Genomic DNA, 19,604 nt, shown 5'->3' with positions numbered 1-19,604 from the left:
AGGCGCGCCAGTGTTTTCAAAACAGGGAATCCCCGTTGATCAAAGGCAGATGCTGAACCGTCATGGTTAAGGATTTGCTTCGGCGGGAGACACGGCTGAGGTGGTCTTTGGCGGATCGACGATCAGGGTGATATTTACCGGGATTCAGCGACAAGCCGTTTGTAAGCGTTCGCGGCTCTGCGTAGCGCTTCATTCGGTTCCGGCGGATTCAAAATCGCTGCCACCAAGGCGATCTGATCCTCGATTGAAAGGCGGATGACGGCGGCCTGGTCAATGGAGGGCTGCGCCGCTTCGGTGTGAGCAATACCGGTCTGTTCGTTTGGCATTATGGTCACCTTTGGTCGAGCGTTCAACGCCGGTTGAATGGCTGAACTTCAAACGGGTCCGGCGCCGGCTCTTGCCGCAGCGTGCCTTCGGCGGCGCGTTTGCGGTGGTGAGCGAGCGAGCATTGCGGCGAGCACAAAATGCCGCGATCCGACCAGTAGGCGGCACCGTGTTCCAACTGGCCTCCATGATAGCAGAACCCCTCCGCTCGATAGGGCAGGCCGCATTCGATGCAGCGATAGGCGTCCGGTCTTGCAAGCATGGGATAATTCCGTTGCGTGGTTTTAATCGATCGCCGGTCGACTTGATCTGGCGCCGATTGAATTTAATACGTGCCGCGGAGATTGCAAAATCAGCGTGACAAAATTTGACGTTTACGTAAAAAGAAGATGGGAGACCGCTCAAACAGCGGATGGTTTTGCAATGGCGCTGGCTCTAGGGTTGGCAGGGCCGATGCATCGGGAGGAGTAAGCGGCATGTATCGAGCACCGGTCGAGGATATCGCTTTCACGCTCAAGCACGTGGCCGGCATGAAATCGGCGCTTGATGCCGGCAGGTTCGGCGATCTCGGTGAGGATCTGGTCGATGCCGTTCTTGGCGAGGCCGGCCGCTTCGCCACTGAAGAGGTCGCACCGCTCTACACGATCGGCGATCGGCAAGGTGCGGTGCTGAAGGACGCTGCCGTCACCACGCCGCCCGGCTGGAAGGAACTCTATCGCCGCTGGATCGATGGCGGCTGGAACGCGCTCTCCGGGCCTGAGGAACATGGCGGCCAGGCGCTGCCGACCATGCTCGGCGTCGCCGCGCTCGAAATGTGGAACTCCGCCGCCATGGCCTTCGGCATCGGCCCGACGCTGACCATGGGCGCGGTCGAGGCGCTCTACAAACACGCCTCCGAAGACCTCAAGGCGAAATATCTCGAAAAGCTCGTCTCCGGCGAATGGATGGGCACGATGAACCTGACCGAGCCGCAAGCCGGCTCGGACCTCGCCGCCTTGCGCGCCCGCGCCGAGCCGGCGGGCGACGGCAGCTACCGCATCTTCGGCCAGAAAATCTTCATCACCTATGGCGAGCACGATTTCACCGACAACATCATCCATCTGGTGCTGGCGCGGCTGCCCGATGCGCCGGCCGGCACGCGCGGCATATCGCTGTTCCTGGTGCCGAAATTCCTGGTTGGCGACGATGGCGCGCTCGGCGCGCGCAACGACGTCTTCTGTTCCGGCCTGGAGCACAAGCTTGGAATCCATGCCTCGCCGACCTGCACCATGATCTACGGCGACGGCTTTGAAGGTGCCGAACCCGGCGCCGTCGGCTGGCTGATCGGCGAGGAGAACAAGGGCCTCGCCTGCATGTTCACCATGATGAACAATGCGCGGCTTTGTGTCGGCATGCAGGGGGTGGCGGTGGCGGAAGCCGCAACGCAGAAGGCGATCGCCTATGCCAATGAGCGCCGGCAGGGCAAGGCCGCGAGCTACACCGGCACGGGTATGGCGCCTATCGTCCATCACCCCGATGTCCAGCGTAACCTGCTGACCATGAAGGCGTTGACCCAAACCGCACGCGCCATCAGCTATTCCTGTGCCCACGCCATCGACATGGCCCGTGTCTCCGCCGGTGACGAGGCGGCACACTGGCGCGACCGCGCCAATCTGCTGACGCCGCTGGCAAAGGCGTTCTCGACCGATATCGGCGTCGAGGTTGCCTCGCTCGGGGTCCAGGTGCATGGCGGCATGGGTTTCATCGAGGAGACGGGAGCGGCCGCCTTCTATCGTGATGCGCGCATCGCACCGATCTACGAGGGCACCAACGGTATCCAGGCGATCGATCTGGTGATGCGCAAGCTGCCGCTCGGCGGCGGCGACCATGTGCATGGTTACATCGCCGAACTGGCTGATATGGCCGCAGCGGTGCGGACCTCGAACGTGCAGGGTTTCGGCCGCACCGCCGACGCTCTCGACGCAGCGTTCGGCGATCTGACGCAAGCGACCCGCTTCCTGCAAAAACTGGCGGCCGAAGGCCGGCAGGACGAGGCGCTGGCGGGTGCCACGCCCTATCTCAGGCTGATCTCGCTTGCCGCCGGCGGCGCCTATCTGGCGCGGGGTGCTTTGGCCGATCAGGGCCGCATCGCCCTGTGCCGTTTCTTCGCCGAAAACCTCCTCGGCGAGGTCGGCGCTTTGCGGGCGCGCGTCATCGATGGCGCCGAAAGCCTCGCCGCCGCCGGCAAGTCGCTGATATCAGCCTGAATTCTCACAGCGCTCACCAGGGAAAAAGACCGTGACAGACCATATCCTCGTCGAGCGCCAGGGCGCCATCCAGATCATCCGCATGAACCGGCCGGACAAGAAGAACGCGCTGACGCGCGCCATGTATGCGAAAATGTCAAAAACCCTGGCCGAGGGCGACGCCGACCCGGCGATCCGCGTCCATGTCTTTCTCGGCGTGCCCGGCGCCTTTTCCTCCGGCAACGACCTTGCCGACTTCATGGTCGTCGCCACCGGCGGCGACGGCGGCACCGAAGTCTGGGATTTCCTGATGGCGCTGGCCAAGGTCGAAAAACCCATGGTCTCCGGCGTCGACGGCATCGCGGTCGGCATCGGCACGACGCTCAACCTGCATTGCGACCTGACCTTCGCCACGCCACGCACCGTGTTCAGGACGCCTTTCGTCGACCTTGGCTTGGTGCCTGAGGCGGGATCGAGCCTGCTGGCACCGCGCATCCTCGGGCAGCAGGGTGCCTTCGCGCTGCTCGGCCTCGGCGAAGGCTTTCCGGCTGAACGGGCGAAGGCTGCCGGCCTGATCTACGAGGTGGTCGAGGAAGCAGCGCTGGAGGCCTCGGTGCTGGCGGCGGCCGGCCAGATCGCGGCCAAGCCGCCGCAGGCGCTGAAGATCGCGCGAGACCTGATGCGCGGCTCGCGCGACGACCTCGTCGCCCGCATCGGCGAGGAAAGCGAGCATTTTCGCGAGCGCCTGAAATCGGATGAGGCCCGCGCCGCGCTCACCGCGTTCATGACCAGAAAGAAGGCCTGAGCCTCTTCTTCAGGGATAAAGCCTCGTCTTGTCCCAGGCGCCTTTCGCGTCGCGGCTGAAGACGAGCCGGTCGTGCAGGCGGAACGGCCTGTCATGCCAGAACTCGATGGTGCTGGGCACGATTCGGAAGCCGGACCAGTGCTTTGGCCGCGGTATCTCGCCGATCGGGTAGCGTGCCGTGTATTCGGCCACTGCCTTCTCCAGCGCAAAGCGGCTTTCCAGCGGCCGCGATTGTTTCGAGGCCCAGGCGCCGATGCGGCTGCCGCGTGGCCGTGTCGCATAGTAGGCGTCGGCTTCGGCGTCGCTGACGATCTCCACCGGTCCGCGAATGCGCACTTGCCGGCGCAGCGATTTCCAATGGAAGCACATCGCCGCCTTCATGCTGCCAAGAATCTCCTGGCCCTTGGCGCTCTCGAAATTCGTGTAGAAGACAAACCCGCTTTCATCGAATCCCTTGAGCAACACCATACGCACATCCGGCATGCCGTCGGCATCGACGGTCGCCAGAGCCACGCCGTTGGGGTCGTTCGGCTCGCTTTTCGTTGCGTCGTCCAGCCATGCGGCAAAGAGGCGAAACGGCTCGGCCGCCTCGGTAAAGTCACCGCTTGTTAACTCAGTGTCACTCATAGTTTTTCTCAAATTGTCACGAAGCGAAGATTCTTACAAAACCAAGATTCTTTACGAAGCAAGGGGAGGCTGCCGATTGTCGCGTATCGCGCAAGCTTTTGACAGCAGGCAATGGAGCGTTATCGCTTCGGCCAGCGCGAAAGCCGCGATCGTGGCGGTCGCCTTGCCGCTTGCCGCGTGTGGCGCCGGCGGCTTCAGCCTGGAAAAAGCCGAAGTCGACCGCTCGATCCTGACCAGCAGCACGTCGGCCTCGGCCGCGCCGGCCAATCTGGATCGCGACTCCGACCAGACGACGATCGGCAATGCGGTATCCTCGGCCGATATCGAGCAGCTCGGCGGGCAGGCCGTGCCGTGGGCCAATGCCGGCACCGGCTCGCGCGGTTCCATCACCGACCTGGCGGAATTGAAGGACAACGGCCAGACCTGCCGCCGCTTCAAGGCCTCGCGCGAAAGCTTTGACGGCGTTGCCATGTTCGAAGGCGAACTGTGCCTGGCCAGCGCCGGCGGCTGGCGCATGCAGGACTTCAAGGCACTCTGATTTTCGGCGTCCGATATGATGCTCCAGGACTGGAATTTCTTCCTATGCGAGCGCATATAGGAGGCAACCAGAGACTCAACTCTTCTCCAGGGCGGTAAGCATGCGCGACCCCTATGAGGTGCTGGGCGTTGCCAGGAACGCACCGGCCAAGGACATAAAGTCGGCGTACCGGAAACTCGCCAAGAAGCATCATCCGGACCAGAATCCGAATGATCCAAAGGCGAAGGACCGTTTTGCCGCGGCCAACCAGGCCTACGAGATCGTCGGCGACGAAAAGAACCGCGCCGCTTTCGATCGCGGCGAGATCGACGCCGACGGCAAGCCGCGATTCCAGGGCTTTGAAGGCGCTGCCGGTGGCGGCGATCCCTTTGGCGGGTTCCGCCGGCAGCAGGGTCCGGGCGGTTCGCGGTTCGAATTCCGCTCCGGCCGACCGGGTGGTGATCCGTTCGACGGCAACAGCGACATCTTCAGCCAGATTTTTGGCGACACTTTTTCGGGCGCGCGCGGGCCCGGCACGGGCGATCGCCGCCAGCAGGCGACAGCAGCCGATCTGAACGTGACGCTCGACGTCACCATCGAGGAAGCGGCGACCGCCGAAAAGGTCACGGCGATGTTCCCCGACGGCCGCAAGGTGGCGGTCAAGCTGCCGGCCTATGTCGAGGATGGCCTCACCATCCGCCTCAAGGGCCAAGGCGAGCAGGGGCCGGGCCAGCCAGGCGACGCGCTGGTCAAGATCCATCTGCGCCGACATCCACGCTACCGCATCGAGGGCCGCGACCTGCACGCCGATCTGCCGGTGGCACTGGCGGACGCGGTGCTCGGCGCCAAGGTGCCGGTGGAGACGCCGACCGGCAGGCTCGCGGTCAACGTTCCGGCCTGGTCGAGCTCCGACAAGGTCCTGCGGCTGAAGGGCAGGGGCCTGCCGGAAAAGGCCGGCGGCCACGGCGATCTCTATGCCCATGTGCGGATCATGCTGCCGGAAGGCGGTGATAGCGCGCTCGAAGCGCTGTTGCGCAGCCAAAAAGGCTGATCGGCGGCTTTTGTCCCCCGAACTGTCCGGTTTGGACGCTTGAAGGGGCTCTGTGCCTGTGCGATAGGGCAACCCACAAAGCTGAAATCTTGCGGAGAGCGCTCACATGGCGGGTGGACAGGGCCTAATGGCCGGCAAGCGCGGCCTCATTCTTGGCGTCGCCAACAATAGGTCGATCGCCTATGGCATCGCCAAGTCGTGCGTCGACCATGGCGCCGAGATCGCGCTGACCTATCAGGGCGAGGCGTTCAAGAAGCGCGTCGAGCCGTTGGCGGCGGAACTGGGCGCCTTTGTCGCCGGCCATTGCGACGTCACCGATCCGGCGAGCCTGGACGAGGTTTTCGCCAATGTCGCCAAACATTGGGGCAAGCTTGATTTCCTCGTCCACGCCATTGCCTTCTCCGACAAGGACGAGCTGACTGGCCGCTATGTCGAGACGACGCGCGACAATTTCCTGCGCACCATGGACATTTCGGTCTATTCCTTCACCACCATCGCCAAGCGCGCCGAGGCGCTGATGACCAATGGCGGCTCGTTGCTGACGCTGACCTACTATGGCGCCGAAAAGGTCATGCCGCACTACAATGTCATGGGTGTCGCCAAGGCGGCGCTCGAGGCCAGCGTGCGCTACCTGGCGGTCGACCTCGGCGCCAAGAAGATCCGCGTCAACGCCATTTCGGCCGGCCCGATCAAGACGCTTGCCGCTTCCGGCATCGGCGATTTCCGCTACATCCTGAAGTGGAACGAGTACAATTCGCCGCTGAAGCAGACGGTGACACAGGAGGAAGTCGGCGATTCCGGCGTCTATTTCCTGTCCGACCTGTCGCGCGGCGTCACCGGTGAAGTGCACCACGTCGATTCGGGCTACCACGTCGTCGGCATGAAGGCCGTCGACGCGCCTGATATTTCGACGGTCAAGGACTAACACCCCGCCAACCGTCGTCCGTCCCGATCCCGCACCGGAAGACTTGATGTACCCGCTGGTTTATATCGCGCGCCACGGCCAGACCGCGTGGAACGCCGAATTCCGGCTTCAGGGGCAGGCTGACACCGATCTCAACGCTCTTGGCCGCGAACAGGCGACCGGCAACGGGCTTCGGCTAGCCGCGTTGGTCCCAGATCCCTGGGAATTCGATTTCGTCGCCAGCCCGATGAAACGGACGCGCGAAACGATGCAGCGTATTCGCGCCGCGATGAAGCTCGATCCGGGTGCCTATCGAACCGATCCGCGCCTCGTCGAAGTCAATTTCGGCGATTGGCAGGGATTTACCTTTCCCGAGCTCGAGACACGGTATCCCGGAGCGAGCACGACGCGTGCTCTGGACAAGTGGAACTTTCAGCCGCCCGGCGAGGGCGCCGAGAGCTATCAGATGCTGCTCGAACGGGTGAGGCCATGCTTCGACGCAATCGAACGCCAGACGATATGCGTGACCCATGGCGGCGTCATGCGCACCTTGTTTCGCTTCGTTCTGGGGCTGGCCGAGGACGAGGCAGCGAACCTGGAAATACCGCAGGATCGCCTGCTCAAGCTCGAAGGCAAGAGTCTGGAGTGGCTTTAATGCATGTCGCCCAAAAGTGGCCCCAGTTTGGGAGAACGGCATGCATAAAACAAAGACCTAAAGCGGGCCGCCTGAATCCGTTCAGACGCGACACGCTTTAGGCCATTTGGCAGGCGGCTCGGCGAAAGCTGAACCGCAAACACTGCATTCAATTGAGGTTGGAAGCTCTAGTTGGCAGAGCTGTCCGGCAGTTCCATGTCGGTGACGATGTTTTCGCCATTGGTCACATCGTAGGCAATGACGATGTCCATGCCCGGCTTCAGCGCGTCGAGATCGGTCTCGGCGTTCAGCTTGTAGGACTTGCCGTCATCCAGCGTCAGCGTCGCCGTGTCCTTGTCGATCTTCTTGATCAGGCCTTCGGTCTGGCCGGCGAAAGCGGCGGTGGAAAGCAGCAACGTGGCGGCAATGGCGCCAATCAGGGTACGCATAATCGTTCCTCTTTATCATTGCGCCGGCATGACGGCGGGCGTTCAACGGCGGATGGAGCAGAGCAGAAACCAACCGAATGTGTCAAAACTAAATCCGCCAGATCACAGTTTGACCCCTGTGAAAAACGCCAATAGAACGCAATCTTCAGCCGGCTCCGATGCCGGGCAGGGTCATTTCATGTCTCACAACACGTTCGGCCACCTTTTCCGCGTCACCACCTGGGGCGAAAGCCATGGCCCGTCGCTCGGTTGCGTGGTCGACGGCTGTCCGCCCGGCATCCGCTTCACTCGAGCAGACATCCAGGCCGAACTCGACAAGCGCCGGCCGGGGCAATCACGTTTCGTGACGCAGCGTCGCGAACCAGACGAGGTCAAGATCCTGTCCGGCTTCATCTTCGACGAGGATGGCGAGACGATGATCACCACCGGCACGCCGGTGTCGATGCTGATCGAGAATGTCGACCAACGTTCAAAGGATTATGGCGAGATCGCCCGCCAATACCGACCAGGCCATGCCGACTACACCTATGACGTGAAATACGGGGTGCGCGATTATCGTGGCGGCGGCCGCTCCTCGGCCCGCGAGACGGCAGCCAGGGTGGCGGCCGGTGCCTTGGCGCGCAAGGTAGTTCCGGGCGTGGTGGTGCGCGGCGCGCTGGTGTCGATGGGCGAAAAATCCATCGATCGCGCCAACTGGAACTGGAATTTCATCGGCGACGCGGAAAATCCGTTCTTCACCCCAGATCCGGCCTCCGTACCCGTCTTCACCCAGTATCTCGACGGCATCCGCAAGGCGGGCTCCTCGGTCGGGGCGGTGATCGAAATCGTCGCCGACGGCGTTCCACCAGGCCTCGGCGCGCCGATCTATGCCAAGCTCGATCAGGACATCGCCTCCGGCCTGATGTCGATCAACGCGGTCAAGGGCGTCGAGATCGGCAACGGCTTCGAGGCCGCCCGCATCACCGGCGAGCAGAATGCCGACGAGATGCGCATCGGCAATGACGGCAAGCCGGTGTTCCTGTCCAACAATGCCGGCGGCATCCTCGGCGGCATCTCGACCGGCCAGGCGATCGTCGCCCGTTTCGCCGTCAAGCCGACCTCGTCGATCCTGACGCCGCGAAGGTCGATCGACAAGGACGGCAGGGACGTCGAGATCATGACCAAGGGCCGCCACGATCCATGCGTCGGCATCCGCGCCGTGCCGATCGGCGAAGCAATGGTTGCCTGTGCTATCGCCGATCATTATCTGCGGCATCGGGGACAGACGGGAAAGGGAGGGGAATAGGGCAGTAAGGCAGTAGGGCAGTATGTTAAGTAGCTCGCCGAAACAGCCAAATTTTTCCTTTTCCCTACTGCCGTACTGCCCTATTCCCCTACTGCCCTGCGAACGAAGCGAGTACCCATGCCTTACGACCAGAAGAAAATCGTCGAAGCCCTGCGTGCTTTCGAACGCGGCGAGATCGTCGTCGTCATGGATGATGACGGGCGCGAGAACGAGGGCGACCTGATCGTTGCCGCCGTCCACTGCACGCCTGAAAAGATGGCGTTTATCGTGCGCCACACCTCCGGCATCGTCTGCACGCCGATGCCGCGCGAGGAAGCCAAGCGGCTGAACCTTGCGCCCATGGTCGCCGACAACGATTCCGCCCACACCACCGCTTTCACCGTCAGCGTCGATTTCAAGCATGGCACCACGACGGGCATCTCGGCCGAAGATCGCACTTTGACCGTTCGCAATCTTGCCAACGGAAATGTCGGCGGCTCGGATTTCGTCCGCCCCGGCCACATCTTCCCGCTGATCGCGCGCGAAGGCGGCGTGCTTATGCGCTCCGGCCATACCGAAGCAGCGGTCGACCTGTGCAAGCTCGCCGGCCTGCCGCCGGTCGGCGTCATTTCCGAGCTGGTCAATGATGACGGCACCGTCAAGCGCGGCCCGCAGGTGCAGGCTTTCGCCGAGGAGCATGGGCTGAAGCAGGTTTCGGTCGCCGATCTCATCGCCTACCGGCAGCGCAAGGAAACGCTGGTCGAACGCGTCGCGTGCTCGGAAATCGACACGCTCGGCGGCAAGGCACAGGTCTTCACCTACACGCTGCCCTGGGACTCCATGCATCACGTCGCCATCGTCTTCGGCGACATTCGTGACGGCGAGGAGGTCCCGGTGCGTCTGCATTCCGAGGATGTGGTGACCGATGTCTTCGGCACCAGCCACCGGCTCGACGCCATCATGAAATCGATGGGCGAGCGCAGGCGCGGCGTCATCGTCTATCTCAGAGAAGGCTCCGTCGGCGTTGCGCATCAGGAGCGCAAACGACCGGCAAGCGGCGACCGCGAGGATCACGAAGAGGCTCGCCGCCGCGAAAACGAGTGGCGCGAGATCGGGCTCGGCGCGCAGATCCTCAAGGATCTCGGCATCTCCTCGATCAACCTGATCGCCTCGCGCGAACGCCACTATGTCGGCCTCGAAGGTTTTGGCATCCATATCGCCAAGACCGAGATCCTCTGAGCCTCCCGCCGACCCGGTTGCCGAAGAAGACGGATGAATGCGTCTCTGCCTTCCAGCCAGCGCAGCGAGCGGCTGTTGCTGCGCCGGCCGACAGAGGCTGATCTGGATTTCCTGATCGACCTCTTTTCGCGCCGGGAGCTTGTTGCGCATCGCCCCGACCCTGTCCCGGATACAGCCCAGCAGAGCGCCGCACGGCTGACGCGCGACATCGGTCATTGGGACAAGCACGGCTTTGGCCGCTGGGCGGTCGAGGCGGATGGAAAGTTGATCGGCTTCGGCGGCGTCACGGTATCGGCGGATTTCGACGGTCTGAACCTGTCCTATCATCTTCATCCGGCGAGCTGGGGACATGGCTATGCCACGGAATTGGTGATGGAAGCACTGCGCACCGCGTTCGGCCCCTTGCGTGCCGATCGGGTTGTCGGCCTCGTCCGCCCCGCCAATCCGGCCTCGCGACGGGTGCTGGAGAAATGTGGCTTCGCCTTCGAAAAAGAGGTGATGCTGCACGGGGCGCCAACGATACTTTTGGCATTGGCGCACCCAAGAAGTGCCAATGTTTCAGGCCCGGCCGCCTAGAGCGGCGCGACCCCGCCGGAACTATTCCGCGGCAATCGCGGCTGCTTCGCATCCGTCCATCTCGCACTCAGTCGTGGCAAGGGTGCGTTGGCCAAGCAGCACCGTGGCCAGCGCGATCGTGCCTGAAGCCACCGAGACCCAGAACCCGCTCTGGGCGCCGAACGCATCGACCATCGCGCCGGCCGCGAACGAGCCCAGCGCCATGCCGATGCCGATGCCGGTCATGACCCAGGTGATGCCTTCGGTCAGCATCGCTTCCGGCACGTGCCGCTCGATCAGGCCGAAGGCGGTGATGAAGGTCGGCGAGATCGCCACACCGCTGATGAACACGGTCAGCGCCAGCAGTGGCACGGTGTCGGCGGTGAGCGGCAACAGCGTGCCGAGCGCTACGAGGGCGACTGCGATGGCCAGCTGGCGTTGCAGCGGCGCCTTCAGGCTGAGCGCGCCGACGATGATGCCGAGCACGAACGATCCCAGAGCATAAACGCCGATGACAAGGCTGGCGGCGCCCGGCTGGCCAAGCTCCTTGGTGATCGCCACGGTGGTCACTTCCGTCGTCGCGAAGGTTGCGCCGACGAAGATCAGGGCAAGCGTGATGATCTGAACCGGCCGCAGGCGGATCGCCGAGCCGCTTGAGCCATGGTCCACCGGCCGCACTTGCGGCTCCGTCGAGCGTTGCAGGATGAAGGCCGCTGATCCGAATGCGAGAAATAATGTGCTCACCAGAACGCCAGCTTCCGGGAATAAGGCGGCACTCAGGCCGACCGATAGCGATGCCCCGGCGATATAGACCAGTTCATCGGCCACGGACTCGAAGGCGAATGCGGTGTTCATCTGCGGCCGCCCCCGGAAAATCTCCGTCCAGCGCGCCCGCACCATCGCCGGTATGCTTGGCATGGCGGCGGCCAGCAGTGCCGACACGAACAGCGTCCACACCGGCCAGTCCTGGTTAGCCGCCGCTATGAGGACGGCGAAAGCCAGCACCGCGATGATGGTGGTGGGCACGACGATTCGTGTCTGGCCCAGGCGGTCCACCAGTCTCGATATTTGCGGCGCGACAAAGGCGTTGGCCAGCGCGTATGTCGCCGAGACGGCTCCGGCCAGCCAGTATTCGCCACGCGCCTGCGACAGCATCGCCACGATGCCGATGGGCGCCATGGCGATCGGCAGGCGCGCTAGGAAGCCGGCGGTCGCAAAGCCCTTGGCGCCGGGGGCACGAAAGATTTCCGCATAGGGATTTTGCATCGGTTGGTTCCTCGACAAAGGACGATTGGACAATTACATACGGAGCGTATGATTATTAGATAGAGCATACGCCGCGTATGTCAATTGGCATACGAAGCGTATGTGAATAGGTCCAGGACACATGCACAAACCCCGCAAGGAGATGATCGCCGAGACGCGCGCCAAGCTGATCGCGGCGGCCCGCCACGCCTTTGGCACAACAGGCTATGCGGAAGCCTCGATGGATGATTTCACCGCTTCGGCCGGGCTGACGCGCGGCGCGCTCTATCATCATTTCGGCGACAAGAAGGGGCTGTTGCAGGCGGTCATAGCCCAGATCGACGGCGAGATGGCGGCGCGCATCAATGAGGTCGCGTCGAGAGCGCCGACCCGCTGGCAACATTTCGTCGACGAGTGCTCGACCTATATCGAGATGGCGCTGGAGCCGGAAATCCAGCGCATCATGTTCCGGGATGGCCCGGCCGTGCTGGGCGATCCGGCGCAATGGCCGAATTGCAGTGCGTGCATCGCTTCAATGACCGACCATCTGACCGCGCTGCAGGAGGAGGGGGTCGTTGTCTCCAGCCTCGACCCCGAGACGGCCTCGCGACTGATCAACGGAGCGAGCAGCCAGGCAGCGCAACGGATCGCCAATTCGAGCGACCCCGAAGCGACGTCGAAGAAGGTGGTGACGGCGTTCAAGCAACTGCTCGAAGGCCTGCTCAAGAAGCCGGATCCGCAGTCGAATTGAAGTTCCCACCGGAGCTTTCGTGCCGGCAACTGTTCCCGATAGGAATTTTTTTTTCTTGACTCGGTGGCCTCAGCTATGGTACATTTTTGCCTATGGTGCTGATTTGCGCCAGTGACCCGCCGCACAGGCGGGTTTTTCGTTTGATGCTCCGTCAGCCAACGCGCCGGCGAAAGGCTACGAAAGAAAACCGTCAGCCCGAATTCGTCGCCCTTCGGCGCCAGGGGCCGGCAATTGACAATCGCCGGGTTGAGTCCATCCTCTTCTACCATCTCTGAGGCGGAGATTCGGGGCATATGTGGGATTTCGAGATCGGCCGGTCGGTGTCCATCATGCTACGGACCTGGCCGTTCATCGTCTTTCGCATGATCGTCTATTTCGGCATCACGCTGGCCTACATCATGGCGACCGGCACCGGAGCCTCGGTCGGCTATGGCGTCGGCCATATCTCCACCGATCCCGACGGGCCCATGTCCTTTGCCCTGTGGGGCGGCGTGGTCGGGTTTGGCATCGTCTCGATCGCGGTCTACTGGATCCGCGAATACATCCTTTATGTCGTCAAGGCCGGCCACATCGCCGTCATGGTTCATCTGATCGACGGCCGCGACATTCCCGGCGGCCAGGACCAGATCGCCTACGCCAGGGAAGTCGTCACCCAGCGTTTTGCCGAGGCCAACATCCTTTTCGTCGTCGACCAACTCGTCAAGGGTGCCATCCGCGCCATCACCGGCCTGCTCGGCGGCATCGCCGCCTTCCTGCCGATACCGGGCCTGAGCGGCCTGGTCTCCTTCATCAACACGGTGATCCGCCTGTCGCTGACCTATGTCGACGAGATCATCCTCGGCTACAACATCCGCATCAATTCAGCCTCGCCCTTCGAGACGGCGCGCCAAGGCGTCGTGCTCTATGCCCAGAACGGCAAGGTCATGGTCAAGAACGCCGTCTGGCTGGCGGTCATCATGTGGGGCGTGTCGTTCATCATCTTTCTGATGATGCTGGCGCCTGCCGGCGCGATTCTGTTCCTGATGCCTGGCCAGCTCGCCGGCTGGGCTTTTGTGCTCGCCATCGTCTTCGCCTGGGCATTCAAGGCGGCGTTCATCGAACCCTTCGCCATCGCCTGCCTGATGCAGGTCTATTTCAAGACCATCGCGGGCCAGGTGCCGGATCCGGCCTGGGACGCCCGGCTGGCCGAGGCGTCGTCGAAGTTCAGGGAGCTCAAGGACAAGGCGCTCGCCTCCTTCGGCGGTTCGCGTTGGGATACGGCCGGCGCCACACCCTGATCGGCTGGGCGGGTAGTCTCCGGCGCAGCTGAAACGGTGTTGAGGCGCGCCACGGCGGATTTGAGCTGTGTCTCGCCTTGCCCGGAAAAAGTCTCGCTCATGATCAGCTCCGGCAGCGGCAGCCGCCGTCCCCAGCCATGCGTTTCAAGGTCCGGTTTGGGAGCGAACTCGGAAACACGGCCGACGCAGAGATAGGCGATCGGCGTTACGTGATCCGGAATGGCCAACAGCCGCCTTAGCGCCTGCGCTTCGATGATGCTGACCCAGCCTACACCGACGCCCTCGGCACGCGCGGCCAGCCAGAAATTCTGCACCGCGCAGACGGTGCTGTAGAGATCCATCTCCGGATTGTGCCAGCGTCCCAGCGGCGAACCCTTCGAGCGCTGCCGGTCGCAGGTGATGCAGATGTTGAGCGCGCTTTCGCAGATGCCTTCCAGCTTGAGCTTGCGGTAGAGCGCCTGTTTTTCCGCCTCGATCGCCGGCAGTTCCTGTTCGCGCGCGGCCAGGAACAGGTCGCGCACCCTTTCGCGTCGCTCGATGTCACGAATGACAATGAAATTCCATGGCTGCATGAAGCCGACCGATGGCGCGTGATGGGCGGCAAGCAGCAGCCGTGCCAGCACGTCGTCATCGATCGCGGTGGGCAGGAAATGGCCGCGCACGTCGCGCCGCGTGAACATGGCGCGATAGACCGCATCGCGCGCATTCTGGTCAAATCCACCGTCAATGGCGGCGGTCATGTGTTCCGGCATCGCTTGTCCCCTTGCGATTGCAGATTCAAAACTGTCAGGGCGTACTTTGTGCGTCCAAATGGACGCACGTCGCTCTGATGCCACCCGCTTGACCATGCGGATGACGATGCCTGCCAGGCCGGTCTTCTGGCTTGGGATCAACCCGCGTCCGGTGCCTTCCCGTCATCGACAGTGGCATTTACCGGCGCGGTCCCCCTCACAGCGTTGGGCACGCCACGGAATTCAACCGTGTTCCCGATTCTCCCGCTTGCGGCGGGCACCAGGCAGTACCCAGGGACCTTACGCCGAAGCGCTGGCGAGGCCAATGCCTGCGGCGACGCGAATGGACGCAGTCGCGATTTTCCCCAGTCATCGGCCGCCCGTGCATGGCCTTTGTCGATCCGGGTCACTAGATTAGGACGATGACCACCCGTCTCTACACGCATCCGATCTTTCTCGAACACCTCACACCGCCCGGCCACCCGGAGCGGCCCGACCGCTTGCGTGCCATCGAGCGCGTGCTCGATGAGGAAGCCTTTGCCGGGCTCGATCGTATCCAGGCGCCGGAAGGCGACGAGGCCACCATCCTCTACGCGCATCCCGCCGATTTCGTCGCCCGCGTGCGCGCCGCCATCCCCGACGAGGGAATTGCCCGCATCGATGCCGACACGACTGCCAGTCCGAAGAGCTGGCAAGCGGCGGTCACCGCGATCGGCGCCGCCAACGCCGCCGTCGACGACGTCTTTTCGGGCCGCGCCGACAACGTCTTCGTCGCCGCCCGGCCACCCGGCCATCATGCCGAAAAGACCACGGCCATGGGCTTCTGCCTGTTCAACACGGCGGCGATCGCGGCGCGTTATGCGCAGAAGAAACACGGTGTCGAGCGCGTCGCCATCGTCGACTGGGACGTGCATCACGGTAATGGTACGCAGGATATTTTCTGGGACGATCCGTCGGTGCTCTACTGCTCGACACACCAGATGCCGCTTTATCCCGGCACCGGAGCGAAGACCGAAACGGGCGCCGGCAACATCGTCAACGCACCGCTGGCGCCGCAGACCGGCAGCGAGGTGTTTCGCGATGCCTTCCTGTCGCGCGTCCTGCCCGCGCTCGACAATTTCGCGCCCGACCTGATCATCATTTCGGCGGGGTTCGACGCGCACCACCGCGATCCGCTGGCCGAGATCAATCTGACCGAGGATGATTTCGATTGGGCGACCGGCCAGTTGATGCAGCGCGCGGCACGCCACAGCGGCAACCGGCTCGTCAGCCTGCTCGAGGGCGGCTACGATCTGCAGGGATTGGCATTTTCGGTCGCCGCCCATGTCGGGCGACTGATGAAAGGATGAATGATGGCTGGTGAGACCAACGAAGACATCAAGGCGATGAGCTTTGAGCAGGCACTCGATGCGCTGGAGAAGATCGTCGATGATCTGGAGCGTGGCGACGTGCCGCTCGACCAGTCGATCAGGATCTATGAACGTGGCGAGGCGCTGAAGGCCCATTGCGACCGGCTGCTGAAGGCCGCCGAGGACAAGGTCGAGAAGATCAGGCTGTCGCGCGACGGCAAGCCGGTTGGAACGGAGCCGCTCGACGCGGATTGAGGCCCGGTCCGAACATAGGCTCGCCTCACCGGTTTTTGGACATGATCATGATCGAGGATATAACTCGTCCCGATTGAAACAGCTCAAGGACAAGAGGAGATACGGAAGCGATGTGCAGAAACATCAAGACCCTGTTCAATTTTGATCCGCCGGCAACCAATGACGAGGTTCGCGACGCGGCCCTTCAGTTCGTCCGCAAGCTGAGCGGAACGACGCGGCCCTCGAAGCAGAACCAGCACGCCTTCGACCATGCCGTCGAAGCCATCGCGGCGTCGGCGCGCGAACTGCTCGATTCCCTGGAAACCCACCAGCATCCGCGTAATCGCGAAGAGGTGGCGGCCAAGCTGCGGGCAAAGGCAGCCATTCGCTTTGCCTGACGCGGTCAGGCGGCCTTCGACGGCCGACAAGGAGAGTCCATGAGCTTCTTCCCCGGGAAAGACCCTGAGGCAGGCGACGCCTTTGCCAGCGACCAGATCGAGCTGATGGTCATTCCGAACGCCAAGGACATCGGTGGTTTTCAGGTGCGCCGCGCCCTGCCGACGGCAAAAAGGCGGCTGGTCGGGCCTTTCATCTTCTTCGACCGCATGGGTCCGGCGATCCTGCGCGCCGGTCAGGCACTGGATGTCCGTCCCCATCCGCATATCGGACTGTCGACGGTCACCTATTTGTTCGACGGCAAGATCCGGCATCGCGATTCACTCGGCACCGAAATGGTCATCCAGCCCGGCGACGTGAATTTGATGACCGCCGGCCGCGGCATCGTCCATTCGGAGCGTACGCCGGAGGAACTGCGTGGCGCGCCGATGTCGGTATCCGGCCTGCAGACATGGCTGGCGCTGCCGGACGACAAGGAAGAGGTGGCACCGGTTTTCGAGAACACAGGAGCGCTCAGGCTTCCCGAGATCGATGCCGAAGGCGTCTACGGGCGCCTCATCATCGGCGATTTCCAGGGGTTGCGGTCTCCGGTCAGAGCCGACTCGGAGACGCTCTACGCCGACCTGCGCCTGGCGCCCGGCGCCAGCGTGAAAATCCCTGCCGATGCGGAAGAGCGCGCCATTTACACGCTGGAGGGCGAGGTGTCGATTTCGGGTGATGTGTTCCCAGCCGAACGGCTGCTGGTGTTCCGTCCCGGTGACGAGATCGTCGTGTCGTCGCAGACCGGGGCGCATTTCATGCTGTTCGGCGGCGCCTCTCTTGGTTCGAAGCGTTACATCTGGTGGAATTTCGTCTCCTCATCCAAGGAGCGCATCGAACAGGCGAAAGAGGAATGGAAGACGGGCCGCTTCGACATCGTTCCCGGAGACGAGGAAGAGTTTATTCCACTGCCTGAAAGCTGATGCCTGTCGCCCAAAAGTGGCAGAACGAAATGCATAGACAAAAGACTAGGGCCTGATCCGCGTCACTGACACACATTTACTTTCGCCGGCCGGCGGCCTATTCGCCCATCAACCGAAAGCCCGAGCACCGTGAACGCAACGCCGCATACGCCGCTTCTCGACAAGGTCCGCATCCCGGCCGACCTGCGCACGCTTTCCGAAAGCGAACTGCCGCAATTGGCGTCCGAGCTTCGCGCCGAACTGGTCGACGCCGTGTCCCGCACGGGTGGTCATCTGGGCGCCGGGCTTGGCGTGGTCGAGCTGACAGTGGCGCTGCACTATGTCTTCAACACCCCCGATGACAGGCTGATCTGGGATGTCGGCCACCAGGCCTATCCGCACAAGATCCTGACCGGCCGCCGCGACCGTATCCGCACGCTGCGCCAGGAAGGTGGCCTGTCCGGCTTCACCCGCCGCGCCGAGAGCGAGTACGATCCCTTCGGCGCCGCCCACTCCTCGACATCGATATCGGCCGGCCTCGGCATGGCCGCCGCCCGCGATCTCTCCGGCGGCCGCAACAATGTCATTGCCGTCATCGGCGACGGCGCCATGTCTGCCGGCATGGCCTATGAGGCGATGAACAATGCCGGCGCGCTCGATGCACGGCTGATCGTCATTCTCAACGACAACGACATGTCGATCGCGCCGCCGACCGGCGCCATGAGCGCCTATCTGGCGCGTCTGGCTTCGGGCAAGGCCTATGTCGGCCTGCGCGATTTTGGCAAGAAACTGACGTCCTATCTCGGCAAGCGCGCGGATCGCGCGATCACAAGGGCGGTCGAGCATGCACGCGGCTACGTCACCGGCGGCACGCTGTTCGAGGAACTGGGTTTCTATCACATCGGCCCGATCGACGGCCACAATCTGGAGCACCTGATCCCGGTCCTCAGAAATGTCCGCGACAATGGCGAAGGCCCGGTGCTCATCCATGTCGTCACCCAGAAGGGCAAGGGCTACGCGCCGGCGGAGGCCGCCGCCGACAAGTATCACGGCGTCAACAAGTTCGACGTCATCACCGGCGCGCAGGCCAAGGCGCCGGCTAACGCACCGGCCTACACCAAGGTGTTCGCCGAAAGCCTGGTCCAGGAGGGCCGCGAGGACGACCGTATCGTCGCCGTCACCGCAGCCATGCCGAGCGGCACCGGTCTCGACCTGTTCGGCGAAGCGTTCCCGTCGCGCACCTTCGATGTCGGCATCGCCGAACAGCACGCGGTGACCTTCGCGGCGGGCCTTGCCACCGAAGGCTACAAGCCGTTCGCAGCCATCTATTCCACCTTCCTGCAGCGCGCCTACGACCAGGTCGTCCACGACGTCGCCATCCAGAAATTGCCGGTGCGCTTTCCCATCGACCGCGCCGGCTTCGTCGGTGCCGATGGCGCCACCCATTGCGGCGCCTTCGACACCACCTTCCTGGCGACATTGCCGGGTTTCGTGGTGATGGCGGCTGCCGACGAGGCGGAGCTGCGCCACATGGTACGCACCGCGGCAAGCTATGATGAGGGCCCGATCGCCTTCCGCTATCCGCGCGGCAATGGCGTTGGCGTCGACATGCCGGAGCGTGGCTCTGTGCTCGAAATCGGCAAGGGCCGCATCGTCAGGGAGGGCACCAAGGTAGCATTGCTTTCCTTCGGCACACGGCTGCAGGATTGCCTGATCGCCGCCGAGGAGCTGGGGGCTGCCGGGCTGTCCACGACGGTCGCCGACGCCCGTTTCGCCAAGCCGCTCGACGAGGATCTGATCCGGCGGCTGGCCCGCTCGCATGAGGTTCTGGTGACGGTGGAGGAGGGCGCCGTCGGCGGCTTCGCCAGCCACGTGCTGCAGTTCCTCGCCCATGAAGGCCTGCTGGAAAGCGGCCTGAAGGTGCGCCCCCTGGTGCTGCCCGACGCGTTCACCGACCACGCCAAGCCGGAAAAGATGTATGCCGATGCCGGGCTGGACGCAGCCGGCATCGTGCGCACCGTATTCGTCGCGCTCGGGCACACAGTCCGCGCCCAACGCGCCTGAATCAAAGTCTCAACGGCTTGAA

The 19,604-nt window shown here is 63.3% G+C and carries 21 protein-coding genes, 1 pseudogene and 1 riboswitch; of the genes and pseudogenes, 16 read left to right on the top strand and 6 right to left on the bottom strand.

The window, feature by feature from the left end; translation table 11 throughout:
- Positions 1-134: 134 nt before the first annotated feature.
- On the bottom strand, positions 135-326 hold the full coding sequence (locus MESCI2_RS01000000134450; protein ID WP_032900478.1) for a DUF1778 domain-containing protein: 192 nt from the start codon (positions 324-326) through the stop codon (positions 135-137).
- Between the two features lie 23 nt (positions 327-349).
- Entirely contained in the window at positions 350-586 is a 237-nt protein-coding gene (locus tag MESCI2_RS0107175; RefSeq protein WP_027035972.1) for a hypothetical protein, read from the bottom strand.
- Positions 587-800: 214 nt separating this feature from the next.
- Between MESCI2_RS0107175 and MESCI2_RS0107170 the strand changes: the two genes are divergently transcribed.
- Entirely contained in the window at positions 801-2,570 is a 1,770-nt protein-coding gene (locus MESCI2_RS0107170; RefSeq protein WP_027035971.1) for an acyl-CoA dehydrogenase, read from the top strand.
- Positions 2,571-2,601: 31 nt separating this feature from the next.
- Positions 2,602-3,354, top strand: coding sequence for a crotonase/enoyl-CoA hydratase family protein (locus MESCI2_RS0107165; protein WP_027035970.1), 753 nt, complete (start codon positions 2,602-2,604; stop codon positions 3,352-3,354).
- Between the two features lie 9 nt (positions 3,355-3,363).
- On the opposite strand, the gene pdxH is transcribed toward MESCI2_RS0107165, so the two are convergent.
- Positions 3,364-3,981, bottom strand: coding sequence for a pyridoxamine 5'-phosphate oxidase (gene pdxH, locus MESCI2_RS0107160; RefSeq protein WP_027035969.1), 618 nt, complete (start codon positions 3,979-3,981; stop codon positions 3,364-3,366).
- A 76-nt stretch (positions 3,982-4,057) separates the two neighbouring features.
- Here pdxH and MESCI2_RS0107155 point away from each other — a divergent pair, with 76 nt between their 5' ends.
- The 4 genes from MESCI2_RS0107155 to MESCI2_RS0107140 all read left to right on the top strand — a co-directional run bounded on the left by MESCI2_RS0107155 (position 4,058) and on the right by MESCI2_RS0107140 (position 7,108).
- Complete coding sequence (locus tag MESCI2_RS0107155) at positions 4,058-4,519, top strand: RT0821/Lpp0805 family surface protein (protein WP_027035968.1); 462 nt, start codon at positions 4,058-4,060, stop codon at positions 4,517-4,519.
- A gap of 100 nt (positions 4,520-4,619) precedes the next feature.
- Positions 4,620-5,549 (top strand): DnaJ C-terminal domain-containing protein, encoded by a 930-nt coding sequence (locus MESCI2_RS0107150; protein ID WP_027035967.1) that lies wholly within the window; start codon positions 4,620-4,622, stop codon positions 5,547-5,549.
- A 106-nt stretch (positions 5,550-5,655) separates the two neighbouring features.
- The gene (fabI, locus tag MESCI2_RS0107145; RefSeq protein WP_023808634.1) at positions 5,656-6,474 is read left to right on the top strand and encodes an enoyl-ACP reductase FabI; all 819 of its coding nucleotides are present in this window, start codon (positions 5,656-5,658) and stop codon (positions 6,472-6,474) included.
- 46 nt (positions 6,475-6,520) lie between these two features.
- Positions 6,521-7,108 carry a histidine phosphatase family protein gene (locus MESCI2_RS0107140; RefSeq protein ID WP_027035966.1) on the top strand — a complete coding sequence of 196 codons (588 nt, stop codon included), beginning with the start codon at positions 6,521-6,523 and terminating at the stop codon, positions 7,106-7,108.
- 167 nt (positions 7,109-7,275) lie between these two features.
- Here the strand turns inward: MESCI2_RS0107140 and MESCI2_RS0107135 are convergent, their stop codons facing one another.
- Positions 7,276-7,536, bottom strand: coding sequence for a DUF1344 domain-containing protein (locus MESCI2_RS0107135; protein ID WP_027035965.1), 261 nt, complete (start codon positions 7,534-7,536; stop codon positions 7,276-7,278).
- A 178-nt stretch (positions 7,537-7,714) separates the two neighbouring features.
- Here MESCI2_RS0107135 and aroC point away from each other — a divergent pair, with 178 nt between their 5' ends.
- The 3 genes from aroC (at position 7,715) to MESCI2_RS0107120 (ending at position 10,615) form a co-directional block, all read left to right on the top strand.
- Positions 7,715-8,821 carry a chorismate synthase gene (gene aroC / locus MESCI2_RS0107130; protein ID WP_027035964.1) on the top strand — a complete coding sequence of 369 codons (1,107 nt, stop codon included), beginning with the start codon at positions 7,715-7,717 and terminating at the stop codon, positions 8,819-8,821.
- 117 nt (positions 8,822-8,938) lie between these two features.
- Positions 8,939-10,039 carry a 3,4-dihydroxy-2-butanone-4-phosphate synthase gene (ribB, locus tag MESCI2_RS0107125; protein ID WP_027035963.1) on the top strand — a complete coding sequence of 367 codons (1,101 nt, stop codon included), beginning with the start codon at positions 8,939-8,941 and terminating at the stop codon, positions 10,037-10,039.
- A gap of 33 nt (positions 10,040-10,072) precedes the next feature.
- Positions 10,073-10,615 (top strand): GNAT family N-acetyltransferase, encoded by a 543-nt coding sequence (locus tag MESCI2_RS0107120; RefSeq protein ID WP_027035962.1) that lies wholly within the window; start codon positions 10,073-10,075, stop codon positions 10,613-10,615.
- Between the two features lie 21 nt (positions 10,616-10,636).
- Here the strand turns inward: MESCI2_RS0107120 and MESCI2_RS0107115 are convergent, their stop codons facing one another.
- Positions 10,637-11,860 carry an MFS transporter gene (locus MESCI2_RS0107115; RefSeq protein WP_027035961.1) on the bottom strand — a complete coding sequence of 408 codons (1,224 nt, stop codon included), beginning with the start codon at positions 11,858-11,860 and terminating at the stop codon, positions 10,637-10,639.
- A 121-nt stretch (positions 11,861-11,981) separates the two neighbouring features.
- Here MESCI2_RS0107115 and MESCI2_RS0107110 point away from each other — a divergent pair, with 121 nt between their 5' ends.
- Positions 11,982-12,590 carry a TetR/AcrR family transcriptional regulator gene (locus MESCI2_RS0107110; protein WP_027035960.1) on the top strand — a complete coding sequence of 203 codons (609 nt, stop codon included), beginning with the start codon at positions 11,982-11,984 and terminating at the stop codon, positions 12,588-12,590.
- Between the two features lie 293 nt (positions 12,591-12,883).
- Complete coding sequence (locus tag MESCI2_RS0107105) at positions 12,884-13,867, top strand: hypothetical protein (protein ID WP_027035959.1); 984 nt, start codon at positions 12,884-12,886, stop codon at positions 13,865-13,867.
- A 122-nt stretch (positions 13,868-13,989) separates the two neighbouring features.
- Here MESCI2_RS0107105 and bluB read toward each other — a convergent pair.
- A pseudogene (gene bluB / locus MESCI2_RS1000000138770) lies at positions 13,990-14,607 on the bottom strand (5,6-dimethylbenzimidazole synthase); the annotation flags it as partial.
- 111 nt (positions 14,608-14,718) lie between these two features.
- A riboswitch (cobalamin riboswitch) is annotated at positions 14,719-14,898 on the bottom strand.
- A gap of 122 nt (positions 14,899-15,020) precedes the next feature.
- Here bluB and MESCI2_RS0107095 point away from each other — a divergent pair.
- The 5 genes from MESCI2_RS0107095 (at position 15,021) to dxs (ending at position 19,582) form a co-directional block, all read left to right on the top strand.
- Positions 15,021-15,947, top strand: a complete 927-nt coding sequence (locus MESCI2_RS0107095) for a histone deacetylase family protein (RefSeq protein ID WP_027035957.1) — start codon at positions 15,021-15,023, stop codon at positions 15,945-15,947.
- 3 nt (positions 15,948-15,950) lie between these two features.
- The gene (locus MESCI2_RS0107090) at positions 15,951-16,202 is read left to right on the top strand and encodes an exodeoxyribonuclease VII small subunit (protein WP_027035956.1); all 252 of its coding nucleotides are present in this window, start codon (positions 15,951-15,953) and stop codon (positions 16,200-16,202) included.
- 110 nt (positions 16,203-16,312) lie between these two features.
- Positions 16,313-16,579 (top strand): DUF2277 domain-containing protein, encoded by a 267-nt coding sequence (locus MESCI2_RS0107085; RefSeq protein ID WP_027035955.1) that lies wholly within the window; start codon positions 16,313-16,315, stop codon positions 16,577-16,579.
- 39 nt (positions 16,580-16,618) lie between these two features.
- The gene (locus MESCI2_RS0107080; RefSeq protein ID WP_027035954.1) at positions 16,619-17,539 is read left to right on the top strand and encodes a pirin family protein; all 921 of its coding nucleotides are present in this window, start codon (positions 16,619-16,621) and stop codon (positions 17,537-17,539) included.
- A gap of 129 nt (positions 17,540-17,668) precedes the next feature.
- The gene (gene dxs / locus MESCI2_RS0107075; RefSeq protein ID WP_027035953.1) at positions 17,669-19,582 is read left to right on the top strand and encodes a 1-deoxy-D-xylulose-5-phosphate synthase; all 1,914 of its coding nucleotides are present in this window, start codon (positions 17,669-17,671) and stop codon (positions 19,580-19,582) included.
- Positions 19,583-19,604 lie beyond the last annotated feature (22 nt).

Source organism: Mesorhizobium ciceri WSM4083 (assembly GCF_000519305.1).
In the GTDB taxonomy this organism is placed as follows: domain Bacteria; phylum Pseudomonadota; class Alphaproteobacteria; order Rhizobiales; family Rhizobiaceae; genus Mesorhizobium; species Mesorhizobium ciceri_B.
Note: the sequence above shows the minus strand (reverse complement) of the source record. Positions and strands in the feature narration are given on the sequence as shown.